This window comes from Streptomyces mangrovisoli (genome assembly GCF_000974985.2).
GTDB lineage: Bacteria > Actinomycetota > Actinomycetes > Streptomycetales > Streptomycetaceae > Streptomyces > Streptomyces mangrovisoli.
In genome coordinates, this window is sequence record NZ_LAVA02000082.1 from 18143 (window position 1) to 31939 (window position 13797).

12 protein-coding genes are annotated in these 13797 nt (G+C 73.6%); 8 read left to right on the forward strand and 4 right to left on the reverse strand.

What is annotated here, in order from left to right:
- Window positions 1-64 precede the first annotated feature (64 nt).
- Genes WN71_RS28975 through WN71_RS28990 form a run of 4 tightly spaced genes read left to right on the forward strand, consistent with a single transcriptional unit; the run spans window position 65 to window position 4780 of the window.
- The gene (locus tag WN71_RS28975) at window positions 65-1441 is read left to right on the forward strand and encodes a nucleotide sugar dehydrogenase (protein ID WP_240529802.1); all 1377 of its coding nucleotides are present in this window, start codon (window positions 65-67) and stop codon (window positions 1439-1441) included.
- Window positions 1438-2898 carry a glycosyltransferase family 2 protein gene (locus tag WN71_RS28980; RefSeq protein ID WP_079178184.1) on the forward strand — a complete coding sequence of 487 codons (1461 nt, stop codon included), beginning with the start codon at window positions 1438-1440 and terminating at the stop codon, window positions 2896-2898. Before WN71_RS28975 ends, WN71_RS28980 begins: the two co-directional genes overlap by 4 nt.
- A complete protein-coding gene (locus WN71_RS28985) occupies window positions 2895-3209 on the forward strand; it encodes a hypothetical protein (protein ID WP_046592646.1) in 315 nt (104 codons plus the stop codon). The genes WN71_RS28980 and WN71_RS28985 overlap by 4 nt, the downstream gene beginning before the upstream one ends.
- 38 nt (window positions 3210-3247) lie before the next feature.
- Window positions 3248-4780: a polysaccharide deacetylase family protein gene (locus WN71_RS28990; protein WP_240529803.1), complete on the forward strand. Its 1533-nt coding sequence runs from the start codon at window positions 3248-3250 to the stop codon at window positions 4778-4780.
- Here WN71_RS28990 and WN71_RS28995 read toward each other — a convergent pair.
- The 3 genes from WN71_RS28995 to WN71_RS29005 all read right to left on the reverse strand — a co-directional run bounded on the left by WN71_RS28995 (window position 4755) and on the right by WN71_RS29005 (window position 7697).
- Window positions 4755-5309 carry an AAA family ATPase gene (locus WN71_RS28995; RefSeq protein WP_046592674.1) on the reverse strand — a complete coding sequence of 185 codons (555 nt, stop codon included), beginning with the start codon at window positions 5307-5309 and terminating at the stop codon, window positions 4755-4757. The genes WN71_RS28990 and WN71_RS28995 overlap by 26 nt on opposite strands.
- 224 nt (window positions 5310-5533) lie before the next feature.
- Window positions 5534-6985 carry a WGR domain-containing protein gene (locus tag WN71_RS29000; RefSeq protein WP_046592644.1) on the reverse strand — a complete coding sequence of 484 codons (1452 nt, stop codon included), beginning with the start codon at window positions 6983-6985 and terminating at the stop codon, window positions 5534-5536.
- A 58-nt stretch (window positions 6986-7043) separates the two neighbouring features.
- Window positions 7044-7697 (reverse strand): DUF6629 family protein, encoded by a 654-nt coding sequence (locus WN71_RS29005; RefSeq protein WP_046592643.1) that lies wholly within the window; start codon window positions 7695-7697, stop codon window positions 7044-7046.
- Window positions 7698-7936: 239 nt separating this feature from the next.
- Between WN71_RS29005 and WN71_RS29010 the strand changes: the two genes are divergently transcribed.
- From WN71_RS29010 to WN71_RS29020, 3 genes are all read left to right on the forward strand, one after another.
- Window positions 7937-8152, forward strand: coding sequence for a DUF4177 domain-containing protein (locus tag WN71_RS29010; protein ID WP_046592642.1), 216 nt, complete (start codon window positions 7937-7939; stop codon window positions 8150-8152).
- Between the two features lie 293 nt (window positions 8153-8445).
- Window positions 8446-9588 (forward strand): acyltransferase family protein, encoded by a 1143-nt coding sequence (locus WN71_RS29015; RefSeq protein ID WP_046592365.1) that lies wholly within the window; start codon window positions 8446-8448, stop codon window positions 9586-9588.
- 183 nt (window positions 9589-9771) lie between these two features.
- Window positions 9772-10773: a lysylphosphatidylglycerol synthase transmembrane domain-containing protein gene (locus WN71_RS29020; RefSeq protein ID WP_046592366.1), complete on the forward strand. Its 1002-nt coding sequence runs from the start codon at window positions 9772-9774 to the stop codon at window positions 10771-10773.
- A gap of 109 nt (window positions 10774-10882) precedes the next feature.
- Here the strand turns inward: WN71_RS29020 and WN71_RS29025 are convergent, their stop codons facing one another.
- Complete coding sequence (locus WN71_RS29025) at window positions 10883-12760, reverse strand: arabinofuranosidase catalytic domain-containing protein (protein ID WP_046592367.1); 1878 nt, start codon at window positions 12758-12760, stop codon at window positions 10883-10885.
- Window positions 12761-12977: 217 nt separating this feature from the next.
- Between WN71_RS29025 and WN71_RS29030 the strand changes: the two genes are divergently transcribed.
- Window positions 12978-13787 carry an aldo/keto reductase gene (locus tag WN71_RS29030; protein WP_079178186.1) on the forward strand — a complete coding sequence of 270 codons (810 nt, stop codon included), beginning with the start codon at window positions 12978-12980 and terminating at the stop codon, window positions 13785-13787.
- Window positions 13788-13797: the final 10 nt, after the last annotated feature.

A 13797-nucleotide genomic window follows, 5' to 3' on the forward strand; every position in this document is an offset into this window, starting at 1 on the left:
ACCCCGCACCCTGCGACCTTAAAGAACCCTTAGATACCACTTTATGACTATTACGCAACTCGGAGTGCCCCTCGTTGCGACCTCCGCGGCCCAGGCCCCCGACGCGATGGCCGAGGACACGTCCGCCCCGGCTCTCGCGGGCTGGGCCGACCGCCTCGCCGCGCCGGACGACGGCGACAAGCCGCTGCGCGGCCTGGCCGTGGCCGTCGTCGGCCTGGGCTATGTGGGACTGCCCACCGCCCTCTCCCTGTGGGCCGCCGGAGCCACCGTCCTCGGACTGGACGTCAGCGAGCGGCGGCTGCGGGACATCCGCACCGGCTCCGTGGACCTGCTGCCCGCCCAGCACGCGGCGCTCGCCTGCACCGAGAGCGCGGGCGACTTCCTGCTCACCACCGACACGGACGTACTGCGCGAGGCCGACGCGGTGATCGTCTGCGTGCCCACCCCCGTCACGCCCGCGTACGAGCCCGACCTCGCGGCGCTCCGCGCGGCCTGCGCCACCGTCGTGGAACGGGCGGTCCCGGGCCAGTTGCTCGTCCTGACCTCCACCAGCCATGTCGGCACCACCCGCGAACTGCTTCTCGAACCGCTCGCCCGCCGGGAGCTGACCGCCGAACAGGAGGTGCTGGTCGCCTTCGCGCCCGAGCGCATCGACCCGGGAAACGCGACGCACACCCCGGAGCGCACGCCCCGGGTGGTCGGCGGCGCCGGACCGCTGAGCACCCGGGCCGCCGCCCTCCTGCTGCGCCCCACGGCCTCCCGGATCCACGAGGTCCAGGGCCCCGAGACCGCCGAGATGGCGAAGCTGTGGGAGAACGTCTTCCGGGCCGTCAACATCGCCCTCGCCAACGAACTGTCCGACGCGTGCGGGCACCTCGGCCTGTCCCCGATCCCGGTGATCGAGGCCGCGGGCACCAAGCCGTACGGCTTCATGCCCTTCTATCCGGGCCCCGGCGCGGGCGGCCACTGCATCCCGTGCGATCCGTACTACCTCCTCGGCCGGCTACCGGGGGACGGCACGTCCGCGCCGTTGGTGCACACCGCCATGCGCGCGCTGCGCGAGCGGCCCGCGCGGATCACCGGACAGGCCGCCGAACTGCTGGCCGCCGACGGCCTGGTGCCGGCCGGCGCCCGGGTGCTGGTGCTCGGCGTCGCCTACAAGGCGGGGGTGTCGGACGTCCGCGAATCCCCGGCCCTGCGGCTGCTGTCGCTCCTCAGGGACCAGGGAACGGACGCCCACTACAGCGACGGCCACGTCCCCACCCTCACCGTGGACGGCCGGGACCTCGTCTCGGTCGCCCGGCCGCAGGACACGGAGTGGGACCTGGTGATCGTGCACACCGTCCACCCGGGCACCGATCTCGACTGGCTCGACACCGTGCCCCGGGTGCTCGACACCCGGCAGCGCGTACGCCCCCACGCCCCGGCCGGCACCAGGTGAGCGCCGCCACCGGCACCCCGGCCGCGTCCCTGCTCGGGCGCCGGCTCCGCGCCCGGCTGGGCCGCGCCCTCGACTCCCTGGACCCGCGCGAACGGGCCGGTGTCGTACGGCTGCTGACGGTGACCGCGCTGCTGCCCGCGCTGCTGCTGATCGCCCACCGCGCGGTCCGGCTGCCGTACCGCTCGGACCCGGTCGCCTGGTACGGCCTGGCCGTGCTGACCGGCGCCACCCTGCTGCTCTACCTCGCCTACACGCAGTACGACGACCCCGCCGTGCGCACGCTGCGCCGACGGGCCCGCGGCCACGAGGACTTCCCCCCGCTCCCCGACCGCCCGCGGGTGAGCTTCCTGCTCGCGGTCAAGGACGAGGTGGACAACGTCGAGCGGTGCGTGCGGTCCATGGCCGCCTCCGACCACCCCGACCTGCAGATCGTCGTGGTCGACGACGGCTCCACCGACGGCACCGGCGCCGTCCTCGACGCGCTCGCGGCCGAACTCGCCGTCACCGTCATCCATCTCCCCCGCAACGTGGGCAAGAAGGCCGCCCTCGTGCGGGCCTGCGCGGTGGCCGACGGGGACGTGCTGGTGTTCACCGACTCCGACTGCGTCGTGGCCCCCGACGCGGTCCGGCTCTGCGTGCTGGCCATGGTCCGCCACCCCGAACTGGGCGCGGTCAGCGGCCACTGCCGGGCGCTCAACCCGGGCGCCAGCGTGCTGACACGCGTCCAGGACGTCTGGTACGAGGGCCAGTTCCGCATCTCCAAGGCGGCCGAGTCGGCGTTCGGCGCGGTCTCCTGCGTCTCCGGACCGCTCGCCGCGTTCCGCCGCGAAGCCGTCTACAACTACCTTCCCGCCTGGGCCGAGGACCGGTTCGCGGGCGCCCCCTTCCGCTTCGCCACCGACCGGCAGCTGACGGGATACGTGCTGGGCCAGGCCTGGCGGGGGCGCGCGCTCAAGCAGCGGCACGCGAGTTCGCCGTTCGTCGCCGGGCACGACCACCCGGAGCGGCGCTGGCTGGTCGGCTACAGCCGCTCCGCCCGCGTGTGGACCAACGTGCCCGCGCGCTGGCGGCCCTTCCTGCACCAGCAGGTGCGCTGGAAGAAGAGCTTCATCCGCAACCTCTTCTTCACGGGCGCCTTCATGTGGCGCCGCGGCCCGCTCCCGGCGCTGCTCTACTACGGCCACGCCCTGTGGGTGCTGGCGGCCCCCGCCCTGGTCTTCCTGCACCTGGTGTGGGCGCCGCTGCACTGGGCCGCCGGACTCACCCTGCTCTATCTGTGCGGGATGCTGCTCAAGGGCTGCCTGTGGGGACTTGCCTTCCGGCTGGACAACCCGGGCGACCGGCGCTGGCGCTACCGCCCGCTGATGAGCCTGCTCTCCTGCTGTGTCCTGGCGTGGCTGCTGCCCTACGCCGCCTTCACGCTCCGCCGAGGTATCTGGACGAGGACGCCCGCATGACCACTGCCACCACGGCCGGCGAGGCCACCGACGGCTCGGCCGCCGCCTCACCTTCCACCGCCTCCCACCGCACCACCTCCGCTCCCACCGAGTCCGGCCCCGTCGACGCCCGGTCCGACACCCGCTGCGACACCCGCGGATCCGCCGGTCCCGTCGGCACGGTCACCCTCGCCGTGCCCTCCCCCCTCACCATCGCCGCCCGCCTGCGCCGCCTGGCACGCGGCGCCCGCCGGGGGTCGGCCGCCGCCGTCTCCGCCGTCGCCGTCGCCGTCCTGTACTACGTCGTGCTCACCCGCGGCGGTGCCCGGTGACGGCCCGCGCGGTGCCCCGTTCCCCCGGCAGAGCCCGCGTGTACCGCGGTGTGCGCCGCGCCGCGCTCGGCACCCTCACCGCGGCCGTCGTGACGATGCCGTTCGTCGCCGCCTGGCGCCACGAGACGACGCAACACACCGTGTCCGCCCGCATCCCGGCCGCCGGTCCGGAGGCGTACCCCTGGACGTCGGACGACGACCGCGAGGCGCACGCCTGGGCGCCCCCCGCCGATCCCGCGCACCGCAGCGCGCCGGTGGTACTCGCCTATCACGACATCGATCCGGAGCGGACCAGCGCCTACACCCTCACCCCGGCCCAGCTCGACGCGCAGCTGTCCGCGCTTCAGGCGGCGGGCTACCGGGCGCTGTCCACCGAGGAGTTCACCCGCTACCTCACCACCGGCCGCTCCCCCGCGCCGCGCAGCGTGTACCTCACCTTCGACGACGGCACGCGGGGGCTGTGGACCTACGCCGACCGGATCCTCGCCCGGCACCGGATGCGCGCCGCGTCGTACCTCATCAGCGGCAGGGTGGGCACCCACCGGCCGTACTACCTGTCCTGGTCCGAGATCGGCCGCATGGCCCGGACGGGCCGCTGGGACTTCCAGGACCACACCCATCTCAGCCACTCCCGCGCCGCGGTCGACGCCGCCGGACATCGGGGCTCCGTGCTCGCCAACCGGCTCTGGAAGAAGGACGAACGGCGCCTGGAGACCGAGTCGGAGTACCGCGCCCGCGTCGGACACGACCTGGACCGGTCCCTGCGCGCCTTCGCCCGGCACGAGCTGCCGAGGCCACGGCTGTTCGCCTACCCGTTCTCCGGGACCGAGGCGGACGGCGACCGCGCGGGGCGGGACACCACCACCCTCGAACGGCTGCTGCGCGAACGGTTCGACTCCACGCTCACCAACGCCTCCGCCGGAAGGCTGCCGGCCGGTCCGCGCGCGGCCGCGGCCGGGCAGGTGGAGCGTCTGGAGGTGCTGCGGACCACCACCCGGTCGGCGTTCCTGGAGCAGCTCGGCGAGTGGACCTCCCGGACCCCCGGCGAGGTGCCGGAGCCGCTGCGCCACGGCGGGCAGTGGCGGTTCTCCGGCAGGGCGCCGGGGGGACGGCTGGCGGCCCTCACCGGCGAGGGACTCGACCAGGGCACCTACGTCTCGGGCGCCCTCCTGCCCATGGCCACCGCCAACTGGTCCACCTACCGGGTGACGGCCCGGGTCGACCGCCTCCTCGGCCAGGACTCCAGTGCCTCCATCGAGGTCGGCCACGGCAGCCCGGACCCGCTGTTCCTCACGGTGTCGAAGACCGGGCTGCGGGTGACCGAGCGGCCCGGGGGCGCGGCGCGGCGCGTCACGGCCCGCAGACGACTGCGCCCGTCGACCGGACGCACGGTGACCCTGCGCGTCACGCCGAAGGCCGTCCGCATCACCGTCGACGGCACCACGCTGGTCGTACGCACCACCCGTCGGCCCGACCGCGCGCGCACCGACGGCGGCCTGTCCCTGGCCGTCCGCAACGAGCGGGCGGACACCGACTGGCCGCGCTTCACGTCCCTGCGCGTCTCTCCCTGAGCGCGGCGGGCGCCAGACCGGCCAGCCAGCCGGCCGTCGCGCGGGGGTGGGTGAAACGGAGGGTGCGGAGCGGGGCGAAGCGGGCGTCGCCGGTGCGGCGCCGCAGCTCGCGGCGGCGCCCGGCGTACTGCGACCAGGCCCACCACGCCGGGTGCTCCCGGCTGAGCCAGCCCCGCCAGCTCTCCCGGTTGCCGCCGAACAGCACCTCGCGGCGGGCCGAGCGGGCCAGGGAGCGGCGCAGCACCCGGGGCATGACGACCCGTCGCGGGTAGTCCAGCCAGATCACGGTGTCGGCGCGGTCCCACAGCTGGTCGCGGACCTCGGGGTAGCCGAGCGAGTCGATGATCCAGCGGGGGCCGGCGGCGATCCGCCCGACGTCCTCGGCGATCGTGGCGTTCACCGCCCAGTCGGGGCCCGTGTAGTACAGCGCGTCCATCTCGTGGAACGGCACGCCGAGCCGCTCGCCCACCGCTCGCGCGAGCGTCGACTTGCCCGCGCCGGTGACACCGACGACGAGGATCCGCTCCATGGCGGCGGTGCCGACACCACCGGCATCCGCGCCCGTCCCCTCGCCCACGCCCGTGCTCACCCCCCGGTCGACGCCCGTGTTCCTGCCCTGTTCCACGCTGCTGCTCCTGTCCTGGGCGCCGGGCCCGGCGCCGTCCAGCAGGGTAACTTCCGGCCCTGCTCCCTGCGGTGCCCGGCCCGCCTCGCCTCGGGCACCGCCACCCCGGCCGAAGTCGCCCGGCGCCGTCACACCAGTCGGCGGATGTCGCCCCGCACCCGGTAGAAGCCGCCCGCGGCCGCGTGCAGGCCGTCGACCACGTAGCGCGCGCCGGGCTCGCGTATCGCCCGCGGGAACTGGACGTTCCAGCCGGTCTCGTAGCCGTCGGAGATGACCTGCACGCGCAGGCGGCCGCCGTCCTGGACGCACTGCACGACGATCGAGCCGCTCGGCGCCCGGGAGACCGTGGCCACGGCGGACACGGTGGTGGCCGGGGCGTACGTCGGGACGGCCGCGGCGAGCTTCACGTCGCGGGCCACCGGGACGGTGCCCTGCTGCGCGGCGGCGATGGCCGCCTCGCTCGCGTCCACGCACACGAGGGAGCCGTCCGTGGTCACCAGGTACAGCCGCTCGTCGTGGTATTGCATCGACAGGGCCGAACCGCCGCCGGTCGCGAGCTTCCACAGCCGCGTGCCGTGCTCGTCGAAGCAGTACACGGACGACGCGGAGTCCCCCGCGAAGACGAACCGGCCGCCGGGCGAGGTGGCGCACGAGTACACCGCGCTGTCGCAGGCGTAGGTGGCCTCGATCGCGCCGGTCGCCTTGTCCAGGCGCTGCACCACGCGGTGCCCCGTGCCCGCGTAGACCGCGTCGGCCTCCTGCCAGCCGAACAGGACGCTGCCGCGGGTCTCGGTGTGCCACAGCTCGCCGCTGCCGTCGGGCGCGTAGGCGGTCACGCCCCGGTGGTGGCCGTGGTAGACGGCGCGGTCGTCGGCGCGCACCATCCAGGCGTGCTCGCCCTGGCTGCGGCGGGCCCACTGGTGCTCGTCCTCGTGGTCGATGACGGTCAGGCGGCCGTCCCGGTCGGAGACGTCGAGGACGCCCTCGTGGATGTCCAGCCAGAAGATGTCGACGTCGGCGGCGATGTCGTAGGCGGCGAAGGGCAGTTTGGAGGAGAGGTCGTAGACCTTGCCGTCGTCGCAGCCCGCGTAGATCCAGAAGTCGTCGGCGACGAGGCACTTCACGCCGTCCGGGAGGCTGAACCGGGAGAGCACGGAACCCTCGTGGTCCAGGGTGTACACGTCACCGCCCTCGTTGCCGACCCAGCAGTGGTCGTCGTCGATGTGGATGCCGAACGCCGCCGAGCCGGTGCGGAAGCGCCACAGCACCGGCGCGACGGAGCGGGCGGTGGACGCGGCCGAGGTCACCTGACGCCGGGTCACCGAGCGCGGGGCGCGCTCGCCGCGCACCGCCGGGGCGTAGCCCTTGCGGACCTTCTCGCCCACCTTCCTCGCCGCGGCCGCGCGGGCCTTGTCCTCGGTGGGGAACGTCGTCGTCTGCGTCTGGCCGTCGGCACCGATCCGGCCGTAGCGCACCGTCACCACCAGGCCGTCGACCAGGACCTCGTAGAACTTGTGCGCACCGCCGCCGTCCTGAGACAGCTCCAGATACGTCGACGACGTCGAAGACGCGGCAGCCATGACAGACCCCTCCCCATGACGGACCCGCGGCCGTTCCGGCGAGCCCAGTGATCACAGACTAGGAGCCACCACTGACAACGCCCCCGGACACCGGCGGGCGCCGGGTCCTGCGTTCCCGCGCCCAGCCGAGCAGCAGCACCGAGCACAGGGCCGCGCACGCGCACCACGTGGAGACGAACTCCAGCTCCCACAGCAGCAGGCAGCCCAGGGCACCGGCCGCGACCGCGGCCCCGAGGACGACCAGGCGGCGGTCCCCGGACAGCAGCAGGGAGCCGACGGTGGCCAGCAGATAGCCCGCGATCAGCAGGCCGCCGTGCGAGAGACCGAGCGCGTAGCCGACCGTGTGGCCGCGGATGTCGGCGGTCACCGGGCCGACCGCGATGGCGTACGCGAGACACGCGGCGGTCACCGCTCCGGCCGCCAGGGTCGGCAGCAGGCGGCCGCGGGCGCGGCGGGGCGCGGCGCACACCACCGCCACCGGCACGTACAGCGCGAGCACGGGCAGGGCGATGACGGCCCAGGCGACGGTCGCGGGCCCGCCGCCGCCTCCGGCGCGCCACACCGCCGCCTCGACGAGCTGATGGGCGCCGAGCAGCAACGGCAGGGCGGCCAGGGGCAGATCGCGGCGGTCGCGCACCTGCGTCACACACGCCACGCCCACCGCCGTGACACCCACGCCCGCCACCAGATCGGCCGTCGCACTCCAGCACATCGCGCCACCAGGGTTCGGTCCGGAACCAACCTCAACAGGGTGCACCGTGACGGCCGTGGCCACGCGTCGGGCCGGTGGCGTTTCGGGCGCGGGAGGGGGAACGGACGGCACCCGCCGCACTGGAGGGGTTGTGCGCTCCACCCCCGCCCGCGCGTGTCGCCCCGCGCCATGGATGATGGGCGGGCCGACGCACCACCTCACCGCCCGAACGGGCCGAACAGCGGGAGGAATCCGCCACCATGAGCAACCCCTACACCTACGAGTACAAGGTCGTCACCTTCCGCGAGTCGCTCATCGGCGACGCCCTGGACAGCGACAAGCTGGAGAAGGTGCTCAACAAGAACGCGGAGGACGGCTGGCACCTGAAGGCCATCACCTCCGCCGACGTCAAGGGCCGCATAGGCCCCGGCGCCGTCGAGGGCCTGCTGCTCACCTTCGAGCGCCCGCGCGCCTGACACGTCGAGGCCGGGCGTGTGGCCCGGCCGCACGGCGGGGCGGGAACGGCGGTTCCCGCCCCGCCCTGCGGGCCGCCGCGCGGCTCGTGACGCGGCCCTGCCGGACGGCACGGGTCGCACCGGCTCACCCGTTGAACCACCCGGCGGCAGCACGCGTACCTGTCCTCGCGAGCTGCGCACGAGGAAAGGGTTGAGCGATTTCACTGCAATCGAGTCGTCCGGTCGAAGGCGTCGGCGAGCCGGCCCCGCGCGGCCCCGGAACGAGTCCGCTCCCGGCACCCGCCAACCGCCAGGTGAGGGGTCTGGACGGCCTGCGCGGTCTGGCGGCTCTGTATGTCGTGCTGTTCCACTGCTGGTTGTACACCTTCCCCGGCTATCCCCGCAGTACGGCGCCGCGTTGGCTGGAGGCGCTGATGTTCGGGCGCCTGGCCGTGGTCTTCTTCCTGGTGCTCTCCGGTTTCTCGCTGGCCATCGCCCCGGCGCGCAAGGGCTGGAGTTCCGGCGGGGTGGGCCGGTTCCTGCGCCGCCGCGCCTGGCGCATCCTGCCGCCGTACTGGGCGGCGCTGGTGATGAGCCTGGTCTTCTCCTGGTTCGTGGTGCCGGCCTCGCACTTCGGGCCGCCCACCGGTGCGACGGTCCTCGTGTACGGCCTCGTCGCCCAGGACGTCATCACCGCTCCGACCCCGAACGGCGCGTTCTGGTCGATCGGGGTGGAGTCCGAGCTGTATCTCCTCTTCCCGCTCCTGCTGCTCGTGCGGCGCAGGTGGGGTGCCGTGGCCACGGTCGCGTGCGTGGCGCTGCCGGTGATCGCCTACGGCCTCACCGCGCCGGGCGCGTCGCCCGTGGAGGGCGGAGGCGGGCTCGCCCCGCATCTCGCTCCCGTCTTCGTCGCCGGCGTGGTGGGCGCCGGGGTCGTCGCCGCGTCCGACCGGGTACGGCGCCTGCCGTGGGCGTGGTTCGCCGTCCTGGCCGCCGTGCCCGTCGTGCTGCTCGGCCTCGCCCGGGGCTCGGTGTGGACGGTGAACCACTACTTCTGGGTGGACCTCGCCGTCGCCCCCGCCATGGCCATGCTGCTCGCGGCGGTCGCCACCGGCCGCCCCGCGGTCCTCGTACGGCTGCTCACCACGCGCCCCCTGCGCGCGCTCGGCGACTTCTCCTACAGCCTCTACCTGATCCATCTGCCGATCGTGATGGCCGTGATCCGCCGGGTGGCCCCGCACTTCGTCGCCCCCGGGCTACCCACGTTCGGGTTCACCCTCGCCGTGGCCGTGCCGGTCTCGGTGGCCGGGGCCTGGGTCTTCGCGAAGATCTTCGAGTTGCCGTTCAAGCGCAACAGATCCTGGAAATCCTTGGTGATAGTGGGTGGTTCCGGGCCGCTCGGCAGGAACCCGAGAGATCGTCAACGGCCTTACGAGGGAGAGGCCGAACGGATCTGACAAGGCGGCGGGCGCGAGCGGCGCCGCCAAAGGCGCCCCGACGCCGGGCCGCCCGCGATCCTTCGGTTTCCGGACACCGTGGCGTCACGGCGGGCGGGGAGGTTTCCGCCGTCCCCCGTGTTGTCCCACATCCGTCCGCCCCAGCCTCTCGTGGGCGCGTGACGCGGAAGGATGACGTGCGCCATGTCCCTGCTTCCGCTCGACGACGTGGTCGAGGCGGCGCCCGTCGCCGCCGTACCGGCCCCCTCCCCCTCCCGGCCGCTGCGCCTGGCCCTGACCCTGCTGCCGCTGGTGCTGATCGCCGGATGGGCGGTGACCGACTGGGAGTCGGCCCGCGGCGGGGCCGCCCGGCTGGCCGTCGCCGACCCCTGGTGGCTGCTGGCCGCCCTGCTGCTCACCGCGCTCGGCTGGGTGGCCGCCGCGTGCGTGCGGCAGGGGGCCGTGGTCGACCGCCTGCCGCCGGGCCCGCTGCTGGCCTCCCAGTTCGCCGCGGGCGTCGCCAACCACCTGCTGCCGGCCAGTATCGGGGCGCACGCGGTGACGCTGCGCTTCCTCCAGCGCCAGAACGTGCCCTTCGCCCGGGCGACCGCCTCGCTGGCCCTGTACTCCCTGGCCAAGCCCGTCGCGAAGACGGCCGTGCTGCTCGTCTTCTTCCTCGCCTGCCCGGACATGCTGCGGCTGCGCGCCGTACTGCCGGGCAGCCGCACGCTGTGGACGGCCGTGGTCGCGGCGACGTCCGGCGCCGCGGCGGCCGGTCTCGCGGTGACGTTCGTACGGCCGTTGCGGCGCCCGGTCATCGGATTCCTGCGCACCGCGCTGTGCGACGCGCGGGAGTTGCACCGGCGGCCCAGCCGGGTGCTCGCGCTGTGGGGCGGGGCCGCCGCCGCTCCGCTGCTCCAGGCCAGCGTGATCGCCGCGGTGGGCGCGGCGCTCGGCCTGCACCTGTCGTGGGCGCAGGTGGTGCTCGCGTTCCTGGCCGCGTCCACCGCGGTCGGCGCCGTGCCCGCGCCGGGCGGCATCGGGCCCGTGGACGCGGCGCTGGTGTACACGATGTCCGCGGCCTACGGCACGCCGGTGGGCATCGGCACGGCCACCGTCGTCACCTACCGGGTCCTGACGGTGTGGCTGCCGCTGGTACCCGGCGCGTTCGTGCTCTCCGCGCTCGTCCACCGCAAGGTCCTGTGAGCCGGACCCGAGGGCGTGCGCACACGACGGGAGGGCTGTCCGGCACCGCGGGAGTCGGTGCCGGACAGCCCTCCGACACCGACTCCCCTGCTTCATCCGCGTGTTGGTCTCAGCTCAGGGCGAACTTCTGGGCGGCGGAGCCGTTGCAGTCGTAGATCTGCAGCCGGGTGCCGTTGGCGGTCGCGCCACTGGGCGAGTCCAGGCAGCGCCCGGACTGCGGGTTGAGCAGCGAACCGTCCGACTGCTGCACCCAGTTCTGCCCGCCGACGCCGTTGCAGTCCCACAACTCGACCTGGGTGCCGTTGGCGGTGCCGTTGCCGACGATGTCCAGGCAGCGGCCGAGCGTCGCGAGCGCACCGCTGGAGCGGTGGTACCAGTGCTGGTCGACGGCGTAGGACTGGCAGTCCCACAGCTGCACGGCCGCGCCGTTGCCGCCGGTGTCGTCGGCGGCGACATCGAGGCACTTGCTGCCGGGGCCGACGGCCGGTGCGCCGCCGTTGACCGAGAACTGCTGCGCGGTGGAGCCGTTGCAGTCGTAGATCTGCAGCCGGGTGCCGTTGGCGGTGGCGCCGCTGGGCGAGTCCAGGCAGCGCCCGGACTGCGGGTTGAGCAGCGAGCCGTTGGACTGCTGCACCCACTTCTGGCCGCCGACGCCGTTGCAGTCCCAGAGTTCGACCTTGGTGCCGTTGGCGGTGCCGTTGCCAACGATGTCGAGGCACTTGCCGATGGTGGACAGGGAGCCGTTCGCGTTGTGCTGCCAGTGCTGGTCCTCGGCGTACGTCTGGCAGTCCCACAGCTGTACGGCGGTGCCGTTGCCGCCGGTGTCGTCGGCGGCGGCGTCGACGCACTTGCCGCCCGGCCCGGTGACCGTGCCCTGCGGTCCGTTGGGCACGTCCGTCGCACCGGAGTATCCGACGGAGACGATGTTGGCCTGGACGGAGTTCTCCGCGGCGTCGGTGGGGTAGCCCGAGACCATCACGCCCTCGAAGAAGGTGCCCCGGTTCCAGTTGCTGTTGTCGCCGCCGGTGCCCAGGATGATGCCGCCCTCCTGGTGCATGGGCTGGTAGCCGCCGCGGGTGGGCAGCGCCCCGTCCCACCAGGTCGACAGGGAGCCGGACTGGGAGTTGCCGCCCTTCAACGCGTATTTCGTCTGGCCGTTGTTCTTCAGTACGGCGGTCACGAACGCGCTGCTGTTGCCCTGGTTGGCGGTGTTGGAGCCGTTGTCGCCCTGGAACATGCCGTTCTCCATGTCGGCCTCGACCCAGGGGCCGGATCCGGTGCAGGGCGAGAAGTAGCACGTGGTGGCGATGGATACGGCGTCCATGTGCCCGTTGCCGGTGTCGGCCGGGGTGCTCTCGGCGTTGCCGTAGTCGAAGCAGCAGTCCGAGCCGACGTGGGTGCCGCTGGCGACCATGTAGGCGCCCTCCGCCTGGCCGTTGACGGCGACACCGGAGGCCACGCCGGTGTAGCGGTAGCCGACGCCCGGGGAGACCCAGATGCCGTAGACCTTGTGCCCGCCGGCCGTGACCGCGATCTCGCTCGCGTCCGCGCCCCGGTCGGCGCCCATGCCGGAGGTGCCCGCGGGGCCCGGGGTGAGGTCGTTGTGGCGTGACGTCTGGTCGTACACCTTGGTGATGCGGCAGGTGGTGTTCTGGCAGAAGGAGTCCTGCTGGCCGGCGTTGGCGTAACCGCCCTGGGCCAGCAGGCCGATGTCCGACGTGGCTCCGTCCGAGGCCCGGGTCACCTGGTACAGCGCGCCGTTGTACGACGCGAACAGGGCGCGCGTGGTGCTGTGCGCGGCGACGCAGGGCGTGCCCGCGGCGCTGTAGATGTCGCACGGCAGGGAGGTGGCGGCCTGCGACACCGCGGGGAAGCCGATCAGCAGGCCGACGACGAGGCCGAGGACCGACAGCACGCCGGCCGCGGCTCTGGCCAGTCCGAGCGGTCGGCACCCGGAGGCCGCGCCCCCGGAATCATTTTTTGGCATATGCATGACATCCCTTACTGAGTGTGCCGTTCTGTGGGGATCGCACCAGATGTCCATGGATGCTGCTGGTGGTGAGTCGGCTGGAACCTACGCACGCTGTTGGTACGCGTCAATATTTGTTTCATTTTCTGGTGCAGACCCGGGATCCACCCGTCCGAATATGTTTGTTTCTTTGGCCTGGACCATCTCTTTCCGGCCATGACGGCGGTGCCGCGTCGTGGAGGCGACCGGTCGGCCACCTTCACCGGCCGCTCCGGGGCACCGGACCCCGACCCGTCACGACCGCGCGGTGATCGCGACCAAGGCCGGACTGGAGGCCGTCGAGCCCACCGGCGGACCCGGCGGCTCCCCGCTGGTCCGGCCGAACGGCCGGCCGGAGCACGTCCGCGCCGCCATCGACGCCTCGCTGCGCCGCCTGGGCACCGACCAGGTCGAGCTCTGGCAGCTCCACCGCGTCGACCCCGAGGTCCCGCTGGAGGAGACCTGGGGTGCGATGGCCGAGGCCGTCACGGCGGGCAAGGCGCGCCACCTCGGCCTGTCCGAGGTCGGCGTGGACCAGATCCGGCGTGCCCAGGCGATCCACCCGGTCACCACCGTGCAGTCCGAGTTCTCCCTCTGGACCCGTGACGTGCGCGCCGAGGTGCTGCCCTACTGCCAGGAGCACGGCATCGGGCTGCTGCCGTACTCGCCGCTGGGCCGCGGCTTCCTGCTCGGCCGGTTCGGCTCGTTCGACGAGCTGCCCGAGCACGACCAGCGGCGGCGGCTGCCCCGCTTCCAGCAGGACAACCTGCGGGCCAACCTCCGTATCGCGGCCGGGGTCCGCGCGGTGGCCGACCGGCTCGGGGCCACCCCCGCCCAGGCCGCCCTCGCCTGGCTGCACGCCCAGGGGCCGTACGTGGTCCCGATCCCCGGCACCAAGACGCCCAAGTACCTCGCGGACAACGTGAGTTCGGCGGAGGTCCGGCTGTCCGCGGCCGACCTGGCCGAACTCGACGGTCTCCCGGCTCCGGTCGGCGCGCGGTACTGACCGGGCCTCG

Excerpts from the sequence above, each read along its gene's own strand:
- WN71_RS28985 (WP_046592646.1), top strand. The coding sequence starts at position 2,895 with ATGACCACTGCCACCACGGCCGGCGAGGCCACCGACGGCTCGGCCGCC.
- WN71_RS28995 (WP_046592674.1), bottom strand. The coding sequence starts at position 5,309 with ATGGAGCGGATCCTCGTCGTCGGTGTCACCGGCGCGGGCAAGTCGACG.
- WN71_RS29000 (WP_046592644.1), bottom strand. The coding sequence starts at position 6,985 with ATGGCTGCCGCGTCTTCGACGTCGTCGACGTATCTGGAGCTGTCTCAG.
- WN71_RS29005 (WP_046592643.1), bottom strand. The coding sequence starts at position 7,697 with ATGTGCTGGAGTGCGACGGCCGATCTGGTGGCGGGCGTGGGTGTCACG.
- WN71_RS29010 (WP_046592642.1), top strand. The coding sequence starts at position 7,937 with ATGAGCAACCCCTACACCTACGAGTACAAGGTCGTCACCTTCCGCGAG.
- WN71_RS29020 (WP_046592366.1), top strand. The coding sequence starts at position 9,772 with ATGTCCCTGCTTCCGCTCGACGACGTGGTCGAGGCGGCGCCCGTCGCC.
- WN71_RS29025 (WP_046592367.1), bottom strand. The coding sequence starts at position 12,760 with ATGCCAAAAAATGATTCCGGGGGCGCGGCCTCCGGGTGCCGACCGCTC.